Here is a 21317-nt window from a genome sequence, read left to right as displayed (position 1 = left end):
TGTTAAGTTACCGGCTACCGTTTCGTAAAAGTTGCAACGCCGATCATAATTCCTAGCATGTCAACTAAGAATGCGCTGATCGTTTGGGGTGGTTGGGACGGCCACGAGCCGGAAAAGGTGGCCCACTTCTTCGGCGAAATTCTTGGTGCCGAAGGGTTCGCAGTGACGATCTCGAACACGATGGATTCCTTCGCCGATGAGTCGTTGGTTTTCGCTCAGAATCTTCTGGTTCCGGTCATCACAATGAGCGAGATTTCGAACGAGCAGTTCGAGCCGGTGCGGAAGGCGGTTGCCGAGCACGGCATCGGCATGGCCGGTTGCCACGGCGGCATGTGCGATGCGTTTCGGGCCAATACCGAATGGCAGTTTATGACCGGCTCGCAGTGGGTTTCTCACCCTGGCAACGACGGCGTGAAGTACACGATCCATCTCAATCGGGCCAATCCCCACGAGATCACCGAGGGTCTGCCGGACTTCGAAGTGGCTTCGGAGCAGTACTACCTGCACGTCGATCCGGGCGTGAACGTGCTGGCGACGTGCGATTTCCCGACTCCCGGAGCGGATGGGCCGCACACGGCGAATCCGTGCAAGATGCCGCAGGTGTACACGAAGATGTATGGCAAGGGGCGGGTGTTCTATAACGCCCTCGGGCACCATTGCGACATCTTGGAAGCCGAGGTCCCGCGAGAGCTGATGCGACGCGGATTCTTGTGGGCAGCGAAGTAGGTCGTTGAGCTTCTAGCCGCAAACAGTGAACCGTAATCCGAGAATTGCGATGTTACATCACGCCACTCGAACGGTGTAATGTCCATGTTTTCGCCATCATCTCTCGTCGGGCCCTTGTTTGCACCTCGTACCGCAGGCTAATGCCAACGAATTAGTAAGTGATGGATGGGCGAACTCCGATCCCAAAAGGATCAGAATCGAAAACCAAAAAATGGCGCTGGTTTGAAACGGCGCTGAGGCCAGTCGGGTAATTCCTGAGACATGAACGGTGTGGACCGATCGATTATGGGGACGATCGTACGGGTTTTCCCGACCACGAATGCATGGCAGATCCATCGGAATCGATTGAAGTCGGCTCGCCGGGTTCGGTTGTACCGGCATCTCGGGCTTTTCTCGGTCTCCGTCGCGGTTATCGCGCTTGCCGTCGTCTATCAGATGGTCCTGTACGAAGTGGCCGCTCCCCTAGCACTCCTTTGTGCCGTCGCTTGGTTTGCCAATTGGTTGGGCGAAGAAGCGAGCGATTTGCGCAAAGTGATCGAAAATGAGCACGCAGAGGTCGAGCGAATGCACATGGTATTTGAAGACACTGCTTGGGAGGTCAGTCTCGATGACGGAACATCAGCGGTTCTCAAGGGGTTCTTGGGAGAGCGAGGAGACCGGATCGGGGTCAATTTCATCGGCGACTGGACTCCTTCGATCTTCAATCTAAGGACCGATGCGGCAGTTGGAAGAGAGCAGTTGTGCTCGCAGTTGGCCAAATCTGACCAGCGGCACCTTTTCTTTGTCTACCCCGATGCCTACCGAGCTTTCATCGATGGTGAGGCGGCAAGAATCCGGGATTATGCGTTAACAGAACGGTCCAAAGATGGAACTTCGCCTTCCTGAGGGCGTAACATTTCCTCATGAAAAAGGGAATCGCGATCGCACTGGCGGGACTCGCGGCGTCGGCGCTCACGTATCAGGCGATCAAATCGGTGGTTCATATGGGGCCACAGGCGGACGGGACCTTCCTCGTGTCGTCCGGCCAGACCATCCAGGCGGGCACGATTCCCTACGAACAGCGGCTCTCCGACCTGGCCGTGCATCCAGGCGGCAAGGTGATCGCGGTGGCGGCCAAGAACAAGGTCTTTTTGTGCGACGAGACGCATGTCCTTCCCGATACCGAGGTCGCTATCGGCGCGAATTCCGGCTTTCATGGCATCGCCTGGACGCCGGACGGCAAGAAGCTCATCCTCACGACCGATGCCGGACATCTGCAGGAGTTTGATTACGACGGCGACCTGCTGACGAAAGGCGAGAAGATCACTCTGAAGGCTCCAGACAAGAAGGGGAACCCGGTTCCGGGTGGGCTGTGCATCAACAAGGCGGGGACCAAGCTGTATGTGGCGTGCGCCGACTGGGACGGCGTGGTCGAAGTCGATCTTGGAAGCTACGAATCGACCAAGTTCATCCCCAGCGGCAAGATTCCCTTTGGCTGTACGTTGACGTCCGACGAGCAGTCGCTCCTCGTCAGCAACTGGGCGGGATTTGAGCCGAAAGGTGACGACGTGACGATGGCGAGCGGCAACACGCGTGTTGCGATTAACAAGCAGGGCTCGGTGCTGACTGGCAGTGTCACGATGACGAACCTCGCGACGATGGAACGCTCCGACATCGCGACCGGCTTCCACCCGACGGAAATCCTGTGCGACGGCGACCGAGCATTTGTCGCCTGCGCGCAAAGCGACACCGTCGACGTGCTCGACCTGAAGGCCAAAAAGCGGTCGAAATCGTGGACGATCCGCACCACCAAATACAAGCTGATCGGCTCGATGCCCAACGCCTTGGCGAAGCAGGGCGACACGCTCTACATCGCCGATGGCGGCGACAACGCGATTTGCGAGATGGACGCCAACAGTGGAAAGGTGATGGGGTTCCGACCGGCAGGTTACTATCCCACCGCCGTCCACCTGAGCGTCGACGGCAAGAAGATTTATGCCCTCAATACGAAGGGCGACGGCTCGGTGCGCGAGACGCTGAAGGACAGCAATCGGCGCAACACGCATGACTTTGTCGGCACGGTTTCGGTGATCGACCTAGCCAACGACCTGAAGACGGAGACGGATAAGGTCGCGCAGTTCAATAGCTGGAACGACCCGGCGAGCGGGCAAAAGCCGGACCTGAAGGTCTACCACGGGGCGATCAAGCACGTGATTTACGTGATCAAGGAGAACCGCACCTACGACGACATTTACGGCGATATGCCGGAAGGCAACGGCGACCCGTCGCTGTGCAGTTTGGGTAGCAAGGTCATGCCCAACCACCAGAAAATCGCGCGGACATTTACGCTGTTCGACAATGCCTACACTTGCGGCACGAATAGCGCCGACGGCCACCACTGGTGCGATGAGTCGTATGCCAACGACTACCTGGAGCACTTCTACGTCGGCTACTCGCGCACCTACCCAGACGACGGCACCGACGCGCTCTCGCTGAACAGCGGCGACCGAATTTGGGATGCGGCGATGAAGAAGGGCTTGAAGGTTCGGGTGTACGGCGAGTGGGCCGACGACGAGCATCCGATCTACAAGCCGTACAAGCCGAAGGACTGGTTCGAAGCGTGGCAGGACCGCGTGTCGGGCACCAACAAGTTCACGTATCTGCCCACCACCGAAGTCCCGTCCCTGAAGCCGATTCTCGCGCCGGGCTACCATTACTGGCCGCTGGTGCAGAGCGATCAGCACCGAATTGACACGTTTGAGAAGGAGTTCAAGGAGTTTGAGGCCAACGGCAAGCTCCCGAACCTAATGGTGATGTCGTTGCCGTGCGACCACACCGAGGGCACCAACCCGGCGTACCCGACGCCACGGGCGATGCAGGCCGACAACGACTACGCGCTAGGGCGGTTGGTGTCACTGGTCAGCCACTCGAAGTACTTCAAGGACACGGCGATCATCGTGACCGAGGACGACTCGCAGTCGGGTCCCGACCACGTGGACGGACACCGGACCAGCACGCTGATCATCAGCCCTTACACCAAGCGGAAATACGTCAGTAGCGAGTTCTTGACCCAGGTGAGCCTGATGAAGACGATGGGCATGATGCTGGGCTTTGGGCCGTTGTCGCGCTACGACGCGATCGCTCGTCCGGCGATGGACTGCTTTTCGGATACGCCCGACCTGACGCCTTACGAGATTGCGCCGAACAACATTCCGTTCGACGAGCCGAACCCGGGTCGCAAGGCGGCGATGACGAAGGAAGATCGGTACTGGTACGAAAAGTCGATGTCGCTCGATTGGTCGTCGATGGATCGCGCCGATCCGTATTGGCTTAATCGGATCGAGTGGTATTCGATCTATAAAGGGTCGCGGCCGTATCCGGCTCGGCCGAACGAGCGTCCGGGCATGAATCTGGACGGTGAGAGCGACGACTAGTTGAAATCATCACGATTCCATGCCTTAGGGAAGTGACCGTGAAGCTCATTGTGTTATCACGATCATTTCCCTTACCCACGGAAAAATGATGATCTCGGTTGCGCTCTTCATGGTTATCATCACATCATCTATTTATAGATGATGTGAACGTGATTTCAGCGATTTGAACCTGAACGTTAAGGAAAGGATAGGTTAGAGAGTGAGTGGAAGATACCAAAGTGTCTGGTTAGCAATTCTGGTCACGGGAATTGCCTGCAACGCTCACTCCGGTGGCGGCAGTACCAGCGCGTCCGTAGCAATAGAGGGCGATCGGGTCCCCCCATCGAAGACACCGCCAGCCGTCAGATATGGTCCCGCAAGTGACAAGATTCCCAAGGATATTTCGAAGACGAAGCTCGCGGTCACCGCGAAAGTTCTTTCAAAGAGTCCAAGTTTGCGAATCGCAATAACCGTCACGAACCTGGGCCCTCAGAAGGAGGAAGACATTTACATCTCGGTTGATGGTGTAAACGAAGACCCTGAAATTACCAAAGTCGGCGGCTGGATCGACTTGATTGATTTGATTTCAGCGGCTAAATATGAAATGTCCTGGGCTCCTGGCGAATCAAAGGTGATCACTTGGGTCCCCGATAATGAAGAAAGGAAGGCACTAGCTGGGCAGAACAAAATTCGATTTGGGGCAACGACCCCGGAATCTGCGAACTTTGGCGGTTTAACTTTCTACTCGAAACCCGTAGTCACGGGTTTCCAAAAGTCGCCAAGAGACAGGATGGCTCCTCAAGGAGAACCAAGTAGCCAATCATGAACCCGCCCTCCCAGTTAGAAATGCCCGCTGAGTGATACAAGGAGACAGACTCGGGTGGCCCGTATAGCCGAAGGCTATGCGGGAAAGGATCGGACTTGGGACACGGTGCTCGTGAAACCACTGGTAAATCCCAACTTCGTCCTCCTACGTCCTCGTTCCTTGGACTTCGGCGGACAAAGCAGACGTCTTTACCGGTGCCACGACGGTTCTAAAATGCAGTTCTCTCGCCAAAGTGACGCCCACTCTCCAGCGAATGACAAATCACTTTCATTTCCCTAAGGCATGGAATCGTGATGATCGTCGCTTTCATACGAGATCATCACTTACTACTTTCTTAGGTAAGTGATCGTGAATTGCGGTCCGTTGAACCTAAGCGAGGCGGCAACCAATGGGTGATTTGAGGTCAACCAAACTTCCCCTATAATCGTATTGGGGAATAGCCATGACGTTTCTGGTTCCGTTGGTCGCACTGGCACAAGCGGCTCAAAAGCCGTTGCTGATGGAGTTCAAGGCTCCGTGCGGAATCTACAAACCGGACTATTCGAGCTGCGCTGAAAAAGATCGAGATCTGTATCAGGCCATTTTCCCCGGATATCTGTCGATCACACCCAGGTCGTTCAACGTGTCTTATTTGGCGGGGGCTTGGAAGGATCTGGGCAACCAGCTTCAGTTAAAGGTCGAAACCTACAACGATCATGAGATTGGCAAAGCAAGTGCCCCGTTTAGTGGGCAAACGTACTTTTCGGGTCTTGTTATGGTGAAGGGTGAAAAAGGAGACCTCGTCCTTCTCCCCGCTCCTGGGCAGGTGATGCAATCCAAACTGACGTTTAGGCTACTTCCGGCGCCAACGTTGGAGAGTGCCCTTGTTGAAACCCAAAAGGCTGAGCTCGGGAGCGTCGAGTTGGAGACCACCTTAGCCTACGGATTTATGGTGCAATTCTGGGAAAATAAGCACTTTTACGCGCCAAAACTGCTGCAATACATCACGTCCGATGCCCCGCTGAACATGAAGTGGGAGGCTTGCATGTATCTGATGGATGTTCACTCTGATGACGTCGTCAAGATAGTCGGAGAACTGCTGCTTCAGCAACCCTACACCGAGAAGGATGAGCAGGCAAAGTTTCGGATCATTCTGGGGCGAGTCCTTAGCGCGACACACCGACCCGGTGCGGCTTACTTCGCAATTCAAGCTCATCGCCGAAAGCTGATGAGCGCAGGTCTGACCGCCACGACGTTGGGGAATTCGGGTAACCAGGACGCAGTTCCTTTCCTGAAGGATCTGTTCAGGGATGCCAAACCGAGCCAAAAAAGTCGGATGTTGCAGGATTTGAGGCATCTGAATGGCCAGGAGGCCCTCGCCGCCGCTCGGGGGGAGAGGTCCGCTTCCGATCCAGATCTGCACTTTGAAGTTCTTCGAACTCTGGTCGAGTGCAGTGATGACTTGACAGAAAAGGGCGAGGCGATCAGGCAATTGCAGAGTGCATGGACCGCGTCGGACTGGATGAAGCAGTGCGAGATCATCGATTCTTTCGGAAGCGCGGGATCGGAACTGGCGCACAAGTTTCTGAAGACCTTGACTAGGCAAATCAAGTCTGACCCGCTCCTTTGGCACCTGACTGATGCCTTGGCCAAGTACAAGAAACCGGCCTAAGACTTGATCTTGACGTAGGCGAGGACGCTTGCTATAATCGGCTTGGTCAAGGGTGCCCACAGGTCATCGTTCATGGCTGAGTCAGACACCGCCCTTTCGCTCTTTTCCGGCTACTCCGAAGATGGATTCTTCGACGAAGCGTTTGCCGACGGAGCCGCACGCGCCCACTACGCCGGTCTGGTCAATCGCCTCTCCGAGATGACGGCGGAAGAGTTTCACGCCCGTTGCGAACTGGCCGACCTCACGCTGGTTCACCAAGGCATCACCTTTACCGTCTACGGAAGCGACCAGGGGATCGAGAAGCCGTTCCCGGTCGATCTCGTGCCGAGAATCGTTCCTGCCAGCGAGTGGGACCACATCGAGGACGGACTGGTCCAGCGGGTGAAGGCGCTCAACCACTTCCTGTACGATGTCTACCACGACCAAGAAATCCTTCGTGCCGGCATCATCCCCACCGAGCTGGTTGTGAAGGCTTCGAACTTCCGGCGAGAGTTCACTGGCGCTCAGCCGCCGCACGACATCTACGTCCACATCTGCGGCACCGACCTGATCCGCGACGACAAGGGTACGTACTGCGTGCTGGAGGATAACTGCCGGACGCCCAGCGGCGTCAGCTACATGCTGGAGAACCGCCTGCTAATGATGAAGGTGTTTCCGAGCCTGTTCAAGGACAGCAAGGTCCGGCCCATCGGCGACTATGCGGCCCAGCTCATCACCAACCTGCGCGAGCTGTATCAGGGGAATGATTCCGACCCGAACGTCGTCCTCCTAACTCCGGGCGTGTTCAATTCCGCCTACTTCGAGCATGCGTTCTTGGCTCAGCAGATGGGCATCGAACTGGTCGAAGGGCGCGACCTATTTACGGACGACAATTTTGTGTACATGAAGACGACGAAGGGGAAGAAGCGCGTGGATGTGATCTACCGCCGCGTGGACGACGACTTCCTCGACCCGTTGACCTTCCGCCCCGAAAGTGTCCTCGGCTGCGCCGGGCTCGTCAATGCTTATCGCGCCGGCAACGTTGCCATTGCGAACGGCATTGGAACCGGCGTAGCCGACGACAAGGCGGTGTACCCGTACGTCCACGACATGATTCGGTTCTATCTGAACGAGGAGCCGATCCTGGCCCAGGTGCCGACCTACGTCGGGTGGCGGGAAGACGATCTGAACGAGATGCTGACGCGCACCGGCGAGTTGGTCATCAAAGCCGCCAACGAGTCCGGCGGATACGGCATGCTCATCGGTCCGCAGGCGACCAACGACGAGATCGACGAATTCCGTAAGCGCATTCGAGAAAATCCGCGCAACTACATCGGCCAACCGCTGATCGGTTTGTCGCGCTCACCCTGCTTCTTTGGCGACCACTTCGAGGGTCGGCACATCGACCTTCGTCCGTACATTTTGGTCGGGAAAGACAAAGTCACGGTTACGCCGGGCGGACTGACCCGCGTAGCGCTCCGTAAGGGGTCGTACGTGGTGAACAGCAGTCAGGGCGGCGGGAGCAAGGACACGTGGGTCCTGTTCGAGGACGCCGCGCATCAGAGCCAAATGCAATCGGCGGTGGCGCAGATGCAGTTCCAGGGCGGTGAGAATGCTTAGCCGCCACGCGGACAGCGCGTACTGGCTGGGTCGATACATGGAGCGGGCCGAAGCGACGGCCAGGATGATCGACGTTCACTACCACTTCGGCCTGGAGAGCCGGTACGTCGGCGAGGTGTTGCGGTGGTCGTCGATCTTGGCCATCAGCGGCAACGACGACGAATTTCACGACCGGTATAGCGAACTGAACGAGCGGAACATCCTGTACTTTTTTGCCTTCGATCCCAAGAATTTTTCGTCTGTATCTTCATGTCTGAACTCGGCTCGGGAAAACGCCCGCGCGATTCGGGATCAGATTAGTAGTGAGATGTGGGAGTGCGCCAACCGGGTGTTTCTCGACTACAAGTCGTGGAACGTGGATAAGGTTCTGAAGCGGAGCCCGAACGCATTCTTTCAGATGGTGAAGGAAAGCTCGCATCTGTTCCAAGGCATCGCCGACCGAACATTAATGACGGGGGAGACGAAAGACTTCTTCCAGTGCGGGCGGTTTCTCGAACGAGCAGACCAGACCGCGAGGATTCTCGACGTGAAATACCATGACCTTCTGCCTCGATTCTCGGCCGAAACGGTCGCGATCGACGAAACCGGATTCCGCGACCCACTGAGCGTGGGCGGTCCGATCGATACGCACGGCTGGGCGGCGGTGCTAAAGTCGGTGGGCGCTTTCGAGGCGTTTCGGAAGACCAGCACCCGGGCGTTTACTCCTGAGGCGGTGGCGCAATTTCTGATCCTCAATCCAGATTTTCCCGCCAGCGTTCGGTATTCGATGCGCCAGGTGGACAAGAATATCCGCCGGATTTCGGGCAACAATTCGGTCGCACCAACCAATCGGGCCGAGCGCGAAATCGGACGGCTGTACAACGACTTGAACTACATGAATGGGGAAGACATCGTCGCCCAGGGCCTGCACGAGTTCCTGGAGGGCCTGCAGGAGCGGTGTAACCGCATCGGCGACGCGATCTACTCCACCTACCTTTCGTTCTGATGAGGCTCTCGATCCACCACCGAACCCATTACGCGTACGTCGGGCAGTCGTCGGCGAGTCATAACGAGATTCGTCTGAAGCCGCTGACGAACGAAGTTCAGCGGTGCCTGGAGTACAAGGTGCGGGTATCGCCGCGCGCCAAGGTGTACGAGTATGAGACGATCGGTGGGTTCGTCAACCACTTCTCGGTGATGGACGCCCATGAGGAGTTGGACGTGCTGGCCGAGTCGGTGGTGGAGACGATCCAGCGGGACGTGTTTGAGTCCATCGACCTGATTTCGAACGATTGGGTTTTTGAACCCGACGACGAGTACCGAAACCGTTACGCCGAATTCCTGACCGAGAGCCCTTACATTCAGCAGTTGCCGGAGGTGTCGGCTTTCGTCGGCGATCTGGTGCCGAAGACGGCGGGCAACACCGCGATGTTCGTGCTGGAACTGAAGGAGAAGATTTTCGGGACGTTCGACTATCAGGCGAACCTGACCAACGTTCACTCGCTGTTACATGAGCTTTTCGACCTGAAGGCGGGGGTCTGCCAGGATTTCTCACACCTGATGATCGCCTGTTGCCGGTCACTTGGGCTTGCGGCGCGGTATGTCAGCGGCTACCTGTATCTGGGCGACCACCACGAGCTACGGGGCACACAGGCCACGCACGCGTGGGTGGAGGTCCTGTTGCCGAGCGGCCTATGGCTGGGGGTAGACCCGACGAACAACATCTTGGTCGACGACCGATATGTGAAGGTGCACGTCGGGCGCGACTATAGCGACGTGACGCCGATCAAGGGCGTCTTCATGGGGTTCGGAACCGCACAGATGGACGTCGGGGTGGACGTTCAGGCCTTGTCTTCGGCGTAGACCCATTCGACGACGCGGTCGTTGCCGTCGAGGTCTTTGTGGACCTTCGAGCCAGGGAACAGATTGGAGACGAGCTTGCCCTGCAGATGTCCGATTTCGAGGAGAAGGCGTCCGCCTTTTTCCAGCTTGCACCGAATGTCCTTACTGATCTTTTGGTAGATTTCCAGGCCGAAATTGTCAGCAAAGAGAGCGGTTTCTGGTTCAAATTCCTTCACCTCCACCGGCAGTTCCTCATCGCGGCCGATGTAGGGCGGGTTCGAGACGATGAGGTCGAATTTCTCGTATTCGAGGTAGTCGAAGAGGTTCGAGTGGCGAAAGGTGATCTCGGCGCCGAGCGTCTCGGCGTTTTCGCGGGCGACCTGCAGAGCCCCCGACGAGATGTCCGTCGCCCAGACGTCCCACTCGGGCCGTTCGAGTTTTAGGGTGATGGCGACGCACCCAGAGCCGGTGCCGAGGTCGAGCACCCGAAGCATTTTGTTTTCGGTCTCGAGGGCTTTTTCGATCAGGACTTCGGTTTCGTGGCGTGGAATGAGGACGTTTCGGTCGACGCGGAACTTGCGCCCATAGAACTCGCGGTAGCCGAGAATATAGGCGAGCGGCTCGCCATTCTCGCGGCGTTGGAGCAGACCTTCGAGGGCAAGCGCGTTGACTTCATGCTCGGGATGGGACAGGATCCAGGCCCGATCGACGAGCATGGCGTGACCGGCGAGAAGCTGGGCCTCGAGCTTGGCCGAGGCTATTCCGGCATGGTTGAGACGGTCCGACGCCTCCATGAGCCAATCACGCAGAATCATGCACTTCCGGCAAGTTTAGCAAACCACGCGTGTAATCCACTAGGGCCAGGAAGATGGTGAGGATCATTGGGCCGACCATGAGGCCGATGGGGCCGAAGAGCGAGATGCCGCCGAGCACGAAAAAGAAGATGGCGAGCGGGTGCAGACTGACCTGATTGCTGATGAAATAGGGCTTGAGGACGTTGTCGATCTGGCTGACGATCAGGAATCCGACTCCGAGCACGACGGCAGCTTTGACGAGGTCACCTTGGGCCAGGAAAAGGAGCCCGACGGGGATATAGATGATCGGCGCGCCGAGCAAGGGCACGATACAGAGCACGATGGAGATGAAGCCAAGGAGGGCGGGAGCAGGCACGCCGAGGCAGGCGTAGGTGATGCCCATGATGGTGCCCTGGATGACGGCGACGATGACGGAACCGGAGAAGACGGCGCGGATCGTCTTTTGAACTTTTACTAAGATTTCTTCGCCCTTCTCGGGCGGGAGCCCACAGAAGTCGAGGAACGGGGCCTTGAGCGAGCGGGCGTCGCGCTGGAAAAAGAACATCGAGAGGAGGGCGATGATCATCGTGAAGAGGGTTGCCCCGGCGCGTTTGGCGAATGACCCAGCGGGCTCGCGCAGGTTCTTGACCACTTCATCCGAGTTCTCGATCCACCACTGCTTGACGTGGAAATCGTGGATGCCGATCTTCTCGGCGATGGGGTGGAGCACCTGGTCGATGCGGTCGGTCATCTCGAATCCGGTCGTGCCTTGCATGTCGTTGAGGGCGGGGCCGACCTGGCTAAAGGCGAGGCTTCCGAGGAGGACGAACGGCAGGCAGATCACGAGCATAGTCAGGAGGACGCTCTTGACAGCGGCAACCGAGTCACCTGCTCTGGCGGTCCAACCTTTGAGTCCGGTCGCGCCCGATTCTCGGATAGCTTGGTACCGCTTACGCGACTTTTCGAACCAGGGAAAGGTCAGGACGCTGAGCGTCGTGGCCCAGAGGATGGCCGACAGGAACGGGAGCAAAATGGTGACGGAAAGGCCGACGACGGTCAGGCAGATAGCCAGAAAGAGGAAGCCGCGGATCTGGTGGGCGGAGAAAGGTGGCTGCATCGACGTTTCCGATTCATACCACTATACGCCGGTTGAGGTTGCGTTTCTTTCAGTTGGGAGTTTGGAGCGAGGCTGTCGTGACCTCCAGCATCAATGGCGCAGCCTATTCGTCGGGGTTTGAAAATTGCCAAGACGAAGCCTTGGCGAAGTCTGGTGGGTCCGGAGGGATTCGAACCCTCGACCAATGGCTTAAAAGGCCACTGCTCTACCGCTGAGCTACAGACCCGAACCGAAAGATGATACCCCGCCGAGGCGAACCAAAATAAGGGGGCCCAAGGTAGATTAATAGGGATGAGCAATGAACTGACCTACGCTTCCGCCGGAGTCAATATCGACGAGGCGAGCCGCGCGCTCCGCGCCGTGGTCGGCAAGATTCAGGCCACGCAGGGTGAAGACGTGGTTGGCGCGATGGGCAGTTTCGGTTCGCTGTACCGCGCAACCTTCCCTGGCTACTCCAATCCGTTGCTCGTTTCGTCGATCGATGGCGTTGGGACCAAGACCAAAGTGGCCCAAATGGCAGGGGACTATTCGAACCTCGGTAAGGACATCGTCAACCACTGCGTGAACGACATTCTGTGCCAAGGTGCCCGGCCGCTTTTCTTCCTCGACTACTACGCCAGCTCGGTGCTCTCGGCCGAAGTCTTTGAAGCGGTTGTCGGCTCGATGGCCGAGGCTTGTGGCGAGGTGGGATGCGCGCTCATCGGCGGCGAAACCGCCGAAATGCCCGGCGTCTATGTGGAAGGTGAGATCGACATCGTGGGCACGATCGTCGGCATCGTGGAAAGCGAAATGCGCCTCCCGAAGACGGTGAATGCGGGCGACATGGTGATTGGCCTGGCCAGCAACGGCCTGCACACCAATGGATTTTCTTTGGCCCGACGGGCCCTCTTCGAAGTCGGCGGATACAGCGTTCGCGACGAGCCGGAAGAACTCGGCTGTAGCATCGGCCAAGCCCTCTTGGAACCGCATCGGTGCTACTTCAACTCGGTTTTCCCGTTGCTCCAGCAACCGACGATTCATGCGATCGCGCACCTGACGGGCGGAGGCTTCTTCGACAATATTCCGCGCGTGTTGCCAGCGAGCGTGAAGGTGCTGGTCGAAAAGCGGTCGTGGACTCCGAGCCCGATCTTCCAGTTGATTCAGAACGCAGGGCAGATTTCCGAACAGGAAATGTACCGAACCTTCAACATGGGAATCGGGATGATTCTGGTGGTCGACCGGTTCGCCGCCCAGGGCATCGTGGATGCCCTGAACGAGTTTGGCGAGCACGCCGCTGTGATCGGGGAAGTCCAGCAGGGCTCCCGCGACGTGCAGTTGATCTAAACGTTAGCTGAGTCGAAAGATGAAGCGAGCGTTGCCGAGGGCGATCTCGATGCCGTCGGACAGTTCCGCCTCGTCGACCTTTTCGAAGTCGTTGGTGAGGATGAACGTGCCGTTCGAGGAGCCGAGGTCTGCAATCTTCCAGACGCCGCCGTCCTCGAAGATCTTTGCGTGCTTGCGGCTCACATAGACGCCTTCCGGCATCGAACCAAGGTCGATGTCGATCGGTCCGACCGTCGGGTCGAAGCGTCCGATGACGCACGGGTTGTTCACGATGAACACTTCATCGGTTTCCGCGCCATTTCGTTTGACGATCAAAATCGGCTTCAGGACGCCCGGCTCTGCGGCCGCTGCCTGGTCTTCGGTTGCCTCGACGCTATCGGTGGCGAGGTCTTCAATCGGTTCAGCTACTTGGGTGTCGTCGGTCATGGTTACTCCCAGAATCTATTATTCGGCGAAATCCTGTAAAAATTACCGCTAATCGATCCTTTAGGTCAACAAATCTGAATTCAAATGTCGCTCTAAGGTTCCCCTTTTTCACTCCAAAACGGCGTGTCGGCCTCGATAAAGAGGTACGCAACACCCTTGTCGAAGGCGACGGAAAGGCTCGCCTGGGTGGCTCGATTCGAAATACTAGTAAAACCTCGGACCGAGAGGGTTTGGCGCTCGAATGGCCATTCTACGCCCGCCATTGAGGCATTCTCGATGGTCTCGAGGGGCAGCATCGAGGTGCGCCGCCCGACTTCGATGGGATAGGACGCCAAGACGGGGCCATCCAGGATGTGGGCATGGCCACGCTCCAGGCCGATGGTGACGTTCAACTCGGTACGGATGGCGCTGTGAATGGTGTCCAGAAAATGGTCCGTCAGGTCGCCTTCGGCGCAGATCAGGGTTACAGACTCGTGACCGCAGTCCTTAACATACCGAAGAAGCTTCGCGCAGTCGGTATCGTCCTGCCCGAGATCGACGATGACCTCTACGTCGTCGCCGATCAGATCGGTCGAGACGGAATCGAAATCGCCGACGACGACGTCGGGAAGATAGCCTGCCTCCAGAACCCTCAGAAAGCCGCTGTCGGCGGCAACCACGAGGTCGGCAGACTCAATCCAGGCTCCAATTTTGGCTGGGGACATATGCCCTCCTCCCAAAACTCCGAGCACTCTTTGTGTCGCCATAGAAGATATGGAAGTTAGTCTACCAACCGGGAACAACCCTAGCAAAAAAACCAGTAGAGGGTAGTCAACTAAATAAGGAAGGCATAAGAATGTCAAGACGAACGAGGGTCAAAAAACGGCGCAAAAAAGTCCAAAAAACCCCCCTTTCTTAACAATTTTTCCGTTGTATACTCCGTCTCCTGGCACCCCGCCGATACATCCATGAAAGACCAGCTTTCCTTTGAAGACTCCGAATCCCGTATACGTTTAGAAGCCGCATGGCAGAGGGTTCTCGGTAGGATTTCGAGTGAAGTTCAGGAGCCGATCATGGCCCGTTTTATTCGCCCATTGGTGCCGGTTTCGTTCGAGGAGAATACCGTCCGGCTTTGCGCCCCCGGACGCTTTCTCCAGGAGTGGGTCCGCGAGCGATTTTCCGGCATCATTCAAAGCTATCTGAGCGATGAATTGGGTCAAAGTGTGCAGCTTGAAGTTCTCGCGAAGCCTCGAGAGAAGTCGGACAACGCCCCGGTGAAGGCCGTCGCCTATACACCGGTGCAAGAACCGACGAACCGGTTTGTGCCCAACGAGCGGTACCAATTCAGCCAGTTCGTGGTGGGACAAAGTAACCGATTGGCGGTAGCGGGAGCGAAGGCGGTCGCAAAGGAACCAGGGAGAAAATATAATCCGCTTTTTATCTACGGTTCCAGCGGACTTGGTAAAACGCACCTTCTGCACTCCATCGCCCGCGAATTGCTGTCGCACAACCCCACCACGTCGATCGTGTACATGACGGCCCAGCAGTTTGCCGAAGAGTTCATCAACGCGCTTCAGGCCAACAAGGTCGAGAACTTCCGCCGCCAGCACCGGCACGTCGAGGTTTGGCTGGTGGACGACATCCAATTTCTCGCCGGAAAGGACAAGACACAGGAAGAAATCTTCCACACGTTCAACTACCTCCACTCGCTGGGCAAGCAGATCGTGCTGACCTCCGACCGACCGCCGAAGGACATCTACCAGATGGACGAACGGCTTCGATCTCGCTTCGAGGCGGGATTGGTGGCCGACATTCAGATGCCGGATACCGAGACGCGATGCGCGATTATCATGAAGAAGGCAGAGATGCTGGAGGTTGAACTGAACCACGACCTCGCGATGTTCCTCGCCGAGAGCGTGCCGGGTAACGTCCGCGTCCTAGAAGGTGCGATCACCAAGCTGGTGACGATGGCCTCGCTGGAGGGCACGGCGCTGAACCGTGAGTTCGCCGAGCCGATCGTTGAGCAGTACTATCAGAATTCGTTCTCGAAGCCCGGGTTCAACCAGATCGTCGATTTGGTCTCTACGCAGTTCAATATCACGGTCGAGGAGATGAAGGGCCCGTCGCGAAAGGCGCCGGTCGTCCACGCTCGCCACATTGCAATTTTCCTGACGAGGCGCATCACTGGCGACTCGTGGAAGCACATCGGCTCGCAGTTTGGCGACCGAGACCACACCTCGATCATGCACGGCTACCAGAAGATCGACGAGCAGATGCACCACGACAAGGAACTGCTCGGGCAGGTGAAGAGCCTGCTGAAGAGCTTGAATCCGCATTAAGATAGCTTCTAGCTTCAAGCCTCTAGCTTCTAGCCAAGAAGAGGATCGCGGCTTTTCTCGGCCGAAATTTGTCTTTGCGGGGAATTTGCTAAGAGCTAGTAGCTAACAGCTAGCAGCTCTCCAGCCATACTGGAGGCATGATCCTCGCGGACATGACTTGGAAAGAGGTCGATGCGCTCGACCGCGATACGATCGTGCTCATTCCGACGGGATCGCTCGAACAGCACGGCGCTCATCTGCCCTTGCTCACCGACACATTGCTGGCTGGCGGCGCGGCGGCGGCAGTTGAGAAGCGGATTCCCGAAAAGGTCCTTTTGACCCCGCCGATTTGGCTCGGGGCGAGCGGCCACCACATGACCTTTGCCGGTACCTGCACGGCCACGATGGAGAGCTACATGTCCTCGCTGACGGCCGTCATCGAGTCGATGGTTCGCCATCGATTTCATCGTTTCTTCGTCATCAACGGCCACGGTGGCAACAACGAACCGAACGGCGTGGCTCTGCGGGCCCTCAAGGAAAAGAATCCGAACCTGACCCTCGCCCATCGCGGCTACTACGCCTTTGGCGAAAAGGCGGTCGCGTCAGTGCTGGAAGGGCCGGATAAGGGCATCCAGCATGCCTGCGAGGCCGAAACCAGTTTGATGATGCACCTGCACCCGGACAAGGTCCGCACCGCCCTATTGCGCGACGACGGCCTGCGCACCCAGCCGCCCACGACTTCGCTCGTGAAAATGTGGGACGAGGTGAGCGAAGAGGGATCGCTTGGCTACGCCACCAAGGCGACAGCAGAGAAAGGGAAGATTATTTTTGACGCGTGCGTCGAAGGGGTCGTCAACGAACTGAACGCTATCCACCAAGGCGTCGTTTACGTCGGGATTTTTTGATGGCGAAAACGCGACTGGCCTCTCTGGACAACCCGGTCGAAACCGCCGTTCTGGTGGTGATCAACGAGGACGAAGCCGACGACATGGTCGTCGAAGAAGAGCTCGAGGGCCTTTGCGAGGCGGCGGGCGTAGAGCCATTGACGATCATCCGCCAGCGCCTGGATCGGCCGTATAAGGGCACCTTCATCGGCTCGGGCAAGGTCGAGGAAATCGCGGTGCTGGCCCAAGACCTAAAGGCCGACGTCGTACTGATCGACGGAGAGGTGAGCGGTATGCAACAGCGTAACCTCGAAGAGGCATTCAAAACGCGCGTCGTCGACCGCACTCAGCTTATTCTCGATATCTTCGCTCGTCGGGCCCGAACTCGGGAGGGCATGCTCCAGGTCGAACTGGCGCAGTTGACCTACATGATGCCCAAGCTGATGTCGGTTTACACGAAGTTTGAGCGGCAAAAGGGCGGTATCGGTATGCGTGGTCCGGGTGAAACCAAGCTGGAAACCGACCGGCGAATGGTTCGCGACCGGATCGCGAGGCTGAAGGAAGAGATTGTGGACGTGAAGCGGGTCCGCGACCAACAGCGGGCGAGCCGCCGCAAGCATCCGTTCCCGTTTGCGTCGATCGTGGGCTACACCAGCGCGGGAAAAAGCACGTTGATGAACCGCCTGGCAGGGACTGAACTGCTGGCCGACGCGATGCCGTTTGCGACCCTCGACCCGACCACGCGAAAGATCGATCTGCCCGACGGCTACGCGCTGTTCCTCACCGACACGGTCGGCTTCATCCGCAACCTGCCGACGCACTTGGTGGCGGCGTTCCAGTCGACTTTGGAGGAGGTGACGCATAGCGATTTCATCCTCCATCTGGTGGATATCAGCGCGCCGGCGTGGGACGTCCAGCGCGACGCGGTCATGGAGACCCTGGACTTGCTGGGAGCGCAGGACAAGCCGTGCATCACGGTGTTCAACAAGATCGACTCGATCTCGGACCCGGCGGTGCGCCGCGAGTTGATCGCGGAGTTTCCGAACTCGGTTGCTATTTCGGCGACGACCGGCGAAGGGATCCCCGATCTCCTGAATGCGATCAAGCGGCAGGTCCAGGACTTGTTGGGGGCGATCAAGGCGTTGGTGCCTTACTCGGAGTCGGGCTTGGTGCAGGAGTGCTACAACTTTGGCCGGGTGCTCAAGATCGACTATCGGGACGATGGGATTTATGTTGAGGCGGAGTTGGTGAAGGAGATGCGGGGCTTGTTGACGAAGTACGCGCTGTAAGTTTTGCCGGATGGATCAGGAAGAATTGGCCCGCGAAGTCGAAGATCTCGAAAGGGAGATTAGGCTCGTCTTCGATGGCGTCACGAGAACCGGCACGGTAACTTGGGGCGAGTCTTGCAGGCAGAATTATGAAGTCCAAGTTTTCTTGGTCGAAAATCTGTTGCAAACTGAGAAGCCTTCAGCATTGACCGACGCGCAATGGACTGACGTCATCCGACGTGCTACCTGGGATGAATCTGACCGGGTTGAAGCCTTTGGGGACTCTGATTCCCATTGGCAGGACCTTATCGATGATCCTTCGTGGAAGATTGGCGAATGGGGTGGTAGCTTTTTGTACCTTGACCCCGTAGGTCGTCGCTATTATCTTCCGGCGGCAATGCTTCGAGGGCTGAGAGAGCCAGACTCGATCGATCTGGCCCACGACTTGATGCTAAGGCCAGGCGAGCGGGAGATGTTCTTAGATCGCTGGTCCGCTCTGACTGACCCTGAGGTCGAATGTGTGAAGCGGTTTGTAGCATTCAAGGCCGCCTGGATTGAAGCAGAATATGAAATGAGACGGCAGGAAGGCGGAGCGGCTCGATACTTTCTTCCAATCTACGAAGAAACGTGGAAAGACGAGTGCTAGCCGATGGTTTACAAGAGTTGTTGGTCCGAAATGTAGATGTTCGGTAGTGAGTGAAACTTGGTATCGCGTTCAGACAGTCTGCGGCGAGTCCCCTAATTTTCTGGACTGGCAAGCAAAAGAACCTACTTTGAACATAGCTTTCTTGATTTCCCCTCATCCGGTTCGTCGCCTTTGGCGTCTTACCGGCTTCTCCATCCGGAGAAGCATCTTTGGACGGCCAAATGTTGGAATTTCAGGTGAAAAGTCGTTGGGCTTCAACCGTCTCGGGTCTGCTGGCACATCGACGAAAGCATCTTGCCGAACTTTTACGCATTAGAGTCGCCACTTTTACAAACGATCGGCTTTCCCCTAGCGCTGGAACGTGGTGCCGATCCGATGCTTCTCCGGATGGAGAAGCCGGTGAGTTTACGAACCGGATGAGGGGAGTGCGTTAAGCGTTACCGGAGACTGATACAACTGCCGATTCCCCCGCCACGAACCCGGTCGCAAAAGCCGCCTGCAGGTTATAGCCTCCCACCGGCCCAGCGACGTCCAAAATCTCGCCACACAAATAAAGACCATCGACCAAGCGCGACGCCATCGTCTTGGGATCGACTTCGTCCAAGCTAACGCCACCGGCGACGACCTCTCCTTTCTCCAGCGGGACGTGGCGAACTTTGCCGATGGGCCACGCCTTGATCAACGTCATCAGACGATTGCGCGACTTGCGGTCGAGGTTGGCAAACGTGGTTTTGGGAGGAATCGCGCCATCAGTCAAGAAACGCTCGAGAAGGCGGTCGGGTAAGAGTTCGGACAGGAACCAGTCGACGGTGCGCTTCGGGTCCGCGCTCAAAGCCTGCTCGCGCAGGGCGTCCTCGGACGTGTCGGGACATAAATCGACCTCGAGAGACACTTCGGCCGATTCGAGCGTTTCGGCGACCACTCGGCTGACCCCCAGTGCACATGGCCCCGAGATTCCTTGATGAGTAAACAGCAGATCGCCCCGCCATCGCGCGACCTCTTTGGTCGCCCGAGCCTTGAGCGCTACGTCTCGCAGGGCCACCCCGCTGAGGTCGGCATCGACGCTTTCCAGATACAGCGGAGCCAGTGCGGCGCGGGTTTTGACGATGGTGTGCCCCAGGTCGCGCATCCACTTCCAGCCATCGCCGGTGGTGCCCGAGTTGGGATAGCTCGATCCGCCACAGCATACGATCACCTTCGGGGCTCGAAGCTCGCCCGCGCCAAAGACCGAATGGTCGTCTTCGATGGCCAATGCTTCGGTCAGGAGAGCCTTCGCACCGTACCGGGGCTGATCTGTAGTCCGATGGCTCCCCCGCCGCTCGGCGGTTCCCACTTGCACCCCGGCAACTCGCCCATCTTCGATGGTCAGTCCTTCGACAGGAGAGTCCAGGAACACGGTCACGCCGACCTCGTCCAAAAGCGATTTGAGGATCGCCACTACGTCCTTGGCGGTGCGATCGACGGGGAAGATTCGTCCGTCCGGCCGGGTGTAGACGTCAAGCCCGCGGGTGACGAAGAGCGGCACGATGGCGGTGCTGGGGAACCGGTAAACACTTGGTCGAATGAAGCGCCCCTCGTTGGGGCGAAACTTGGCGAGAACCTCTTCGATGGGGCCGTCGTGGCAGATGTTGCATTTGCCGCCACCCGACACGAGAATCTTGGTGCCGATGCGGCTGGTCTTTTCCAGAAGCACGACTTTCGCGCCCAAGGTGGCCGCCCGCCAGGCGGCAAAGATTCCGGCGGCGCCCGCCCCGACGACGATCACATCCGGCTTCATTCCGCCCTCCATTATGGCGACGAACGCCATTCTTGGTAAACTGATGGCACATGGCGCGAAGAAGGCACTACAAGCAGAAGACTGGAGATCAATCCGGAAAAGAGCAGGGAATCGAACTCGATGGGACGATCATCGAAAACCTTCCCAACGCTCGCTTTCGCGTCAAGCTCGATGAAGGTGACCTTGAGGTCCTGGCCCACGTGAGCGGCAAGATGCGCATGCACTACATCCGAATCATGCCGGGCGATCGTGTGAAAGTCGAGGTCAGTCCGTACGATCTGACGATGGGCCGGATCACGTATCGGCATCGGAATTAACCTGTAGGCTTCAGACTCCAGGCTTCAGGATTCAGCTAAATGAGACGGGTCCTGGTAGTTCAGAACCAAAAGCACATAGCTCGACTCATTCAAACGACCCTTGAGCGTTCGGGGCAAGAGGTCACGGTGGTCGAAACCGGTTCCGAAGGTCTTCATCTGCTTCAGACCGAGAAGTTTGATCAGGCGATCGTCGACTACACGATGTCTCACCCGAATGGCTATGAGCTATTAGAGTTCATCCGAACCAACGATGAGACCAGGATGATGTCCGTGGTCCTCATCGTCAATTCTCCGAGTCAATACGATCATGTTCAAAGTTTGCCGTTCCGGGCCGACGTTTATACCGATCCTCGGCAAAACCCGTTCCGAAAGGATCGAAAGCGTTGACAGGTTTTCCCCAAAAGCGGGACCTCTTCGGTCCCCGTCAAGTACACTAAAGGCTTCCCGGTCCTA

Annotated in this window: 20 protein-coding genes and 1 tRNA gene; 15 read left to right on the top strand and 6 right to left on the bottom strand. The window is 57.5% G+C overall.

What is annotated here, in order from left to right; genetic code table 11:
- The first annotated feature begins 57 nt into the window (after positions 1 to 57).
- The 8 genes from GC165_19490 (at position 58) to GC165_19455 (ending at position 10036) form a co-directional block, all read left to right on the top strand.
- Positions 58 to 726, top strand: coding sequence for a hypothetical protein (locus GC165_19490; protein ID MBI1335053.1), 669 nt, complete (start codon positions 58 to 60; stop codon positions 724 to 726).
- Between the two features lie 270 nt (positions 727 to 996).
- A complete protein-coding gene (locus GC165_19485; GenBank protein MBI1335052.1) occupies positions 997 to 1611 on the top strand; it encodes a hypothetical protein in 615 nt (204 codons plus the stop codon).
- A gap of 17 nt (positions 1612 to 1628) precedes the next feature.
- Positions 1629 to 4139 (top strand): hypothetical protein, encoded by a 2511-nt coding sequence (locus GC165_19480; GenBank protein ID MBI1335051.1) that lies wholly within the window; start codon positions 1629 to 1631, stop codon positions 4137 to 4139.
- Positions 4140 to 4338: 199 nt separating this feature from the next.
- Positions 4339 to 4944 (top strand): hypothetical protein, encoded by a 606-nt coding sequence (locus tag GC165_19475; GenBank protein ID MBI1335050.1) that lies wholly within the window; start codon positions 4339 to 4341, stop codon positions 4942 to 4944.
- 442 nt (positions 4945 to 5386) lie between these two features.
- Positions 5387 to 6595 carry a hypothetical protein gene (locus GC165_19470; protein MBI1335049.1) on the top strand — a complete coding sequence of 403 codons (1209 nt, stop codon included), beginning with the start codon at positions 5387 to 5389 and terminating at the stop codon, positions 6593 to 6595.
- 72 nt (positions 6596 to 6667) lie between these two features.
- Positions 6668 to 8194: a circularly permuted type 2 ATP-grasp protein gene (locus GC165_19465; GenBank protein MBI1335048.1), complete on the top strand. Its 1527-nt coding sequence runs from the start codon at positions 6668 to 6670 to the stop codon at positions 8192 to 8194.
- The gene (locus GC165_19460; GenBank protein ID MBI1335047.1) at positions 8187 to 9179 is read left to right on the top strand and encodes an alpha-E domain-containing protein; all 993 of its coding nucleotides are present in this window, start codon (positions 8187 to 8189) and stop codon (positions 9177 to 9179) included. Before GC165_19465 ends, GC165_19460 begins: the two co-directional genes overlap by 8 nt.
- A complete protein-coding gene (locus GC165_19455; protein MBI1335046.1) occupies positions 9179 to 10036 on the top strand; it encodes a transglutaminase family protein in 858 nt (285 codons plus the stop codon). Before GC165_19460 ends, GC165_19455 begins: the two co-directional genes overlap by 1 nt.
- On the opposite strand, the gene prmC is transcribed toward GC165_19455, so the two are convergent.
- From prmC to GC165_19440, 3 genes are all read right to left on the bottom strand, one after another.
- Entirely contained in the window at positions 10015 to 10830 is an 816-nt protein-coding gene (gene prmC / locus GC165_19450) for a peptide chain release factor N(5)-glutamine methyltransferase (GenBank protein ID MBI1335045.1), read from the bottom strand. The two genes, GC165_19455 and prmC, sit on opposite strands and share 22 nt — an antisense overlap.
- A complete protein-coding gene (locus GC165_19445; GenBank protein ID MBI1335044.1) occupies positions 10817 to 11926 on the bottom strand; it encodes an AI-2E family transporter in 1110 nt (369 codons plus the stop codon). Before GC165_19445 ends, prmC begins: the two co-directional genes overlap by 14 nt.
- 151 nt (positions 11927 to 12077) lie before the next feature.
- Positions 12078 to 12152 (bottom strand) — tRNA-Lys (locus GC165_19440).
- A gap of 65 nt (positions 12153 to 12217) precedes the next feature.
- On the opposite strand from GC165_19440, the gene GC165_19435 reads away from it, so the two are divergent.
- Entirely contained in the window at positions 12218 to 13249 is a 1032-nt protein-coding gene (locus GC165_19435; GenBank protein MBI1335043.1) for a phosphoribosylformylglycinamidine cyclo-ligase, read from the top strand.
- A 3-nt stretch (positions 13250 to 13252) separates the two neighbouring features.
- Here the strand turns inward: GC165_19435 and GC165_19430 are convergent, their stop codons facing one another.
- Both GC165_19430 and GC165_19425 read right to left on the bottom strand, forming a co-directional pair.
- Positions 13253 to 13675: an FHA domain-containing protein gene (locus GC165_19430; GenBank protein MBI1335042.1), complete on the bottom strand. Its 423-nt coding sequence runs from the start codon at positions 13673 to 13675 to the stop codon at positions 13253 to 13255.
- A gap of 92 nt (positions 13676 to 13767) precedes the next feature.
- Positions 13768 to 14421, bottom strand: coding sequence for a thiamine diphosphokinase (locus GC165_19425; protein MBI1335041.1), 654 nt, complete (start codon positions 14419 to 14421; stop codon positions 13768 to 13770).
- Between the two features lie 201 nt (positions 14422 to 14622).
- Here GC165_19425 and dnaA point away from each other — a divergent pair, with 201 nt between their 5' ends.
- The 4 genes from dnaA to GC165_19405 all read left to right on the top strand — a co-directional run bounded on the left by dnaA (position 14623) and on the right by GC165_19405 (position 18770).
- A complete protein-coding gene (gene dnaA / locus GC165_19420) occupies positions 14623 to 15993 on the top strand; it encodes a chromosomal replication initiator protein DnaA (GenBank protein MBI1335040.1) in 1371 nt (456 codons plus the stop codon).
- 137 nt (positions 15994 to 16130) lie between these two features.
- Positions 16131 to 16877, top strand: a complete 747-nt coding sequence (locus GC165_19415; protein MBI1335039.1) for a hypothetical protein — start codon at positions 16131 to 16133, stop codon at positions 16875 to 16877.
- Positions 16877 to 18145 carry a GTPase HflX gene (gene hflX / locus GC165_19410; GenBank protein ID MBI1335038.1) on the top strand — a complete coding sequence of 423 codons (1269 nt, stop codon included), beginning with the start codon at positions 16877 to 16879 and terminating at the stop codon, positions 18143 to 18145. Before GC165_19415 ends, hflX begins: the two co-directional genes overlap by 1 nt.
- A 10-nt stretch (positions 18146 to 18155) precedes the next feature.
- Positions 18156 to 18770 carry a hypothetical protein gene (locus tag GC165_19405; GenBank protein MBI1335037.1) on the top strand — a complete coding sequence of 205 codons (615 nt, stop codon included), beginning with the start codon at positions 18156 to 18158 and terminating at the stop codon, positions 18768 to 18770.
- Positions 18771 to 19200: 430 nt separating this feature from the next.
- On the opposite strand, the gene GC165_19400 is transcribed toward GC165_19405, so the two are convergent.
- Positions 19201 to 20577, bottom strand: a complete 1377-nt coding sequence (locus GC165_19400) for an aminoacetone oxidase family FAD-binding enzyme (GenBank protein MBI1335036.1) — start codon at positions 20575 to 20577, stop codon at positions 19201 to 19203.
- Positions 20578 to 20597: 20 nt separating this feature from the next.
- On the opposite strand from GC165_19400, the gene infA reads away from it, so the two are divergent.
- Both infA and GC165_19390 read left to right on the top strand, forming a co-directional pair.
- Positions 20598 to 20864 carry a translation initiation factor IF-1 gene (gene infA / locus GC165_19395; GenBank protein ID MBI1335035.1) on the top strand — a complete coding sequence of 89 codons (267 nt, stop codon included), beginning with the start codon at positions 20598 to 20600 and terminating at the stop codon, positions 20862 to 20864.
- A gap of 39 nt (positions 20865 to 20903) precedes the next feature.
- The gene (locus GC165_19390; GenBank protein ID MBI1335034.1) at positions 20904 to 21251 is read left to right on the top strand and encodes a response regulator; all 348 of its coding nucleotides are present in this window, start codon (positions 20904 to 20906) and stop codon (positions 21249 to 21251) included.
- Positions 21252 to 21317: the final 66 nt, after the last annotated feature.

The organism is Armatimonadota bacterium (assembly GCA_016125185.1).
Classification (GTDB): domain Bacteria; phylum Armatimonadota; class Fimbriimonadia; order Fimbriimonadales; family Fimbriimonadaceae; genus Fimbriimonas.
Note: the sequence above shows the minus strand (reverse complement) of the source record. Positions and strands in the feature narration are given on the sequence as shown.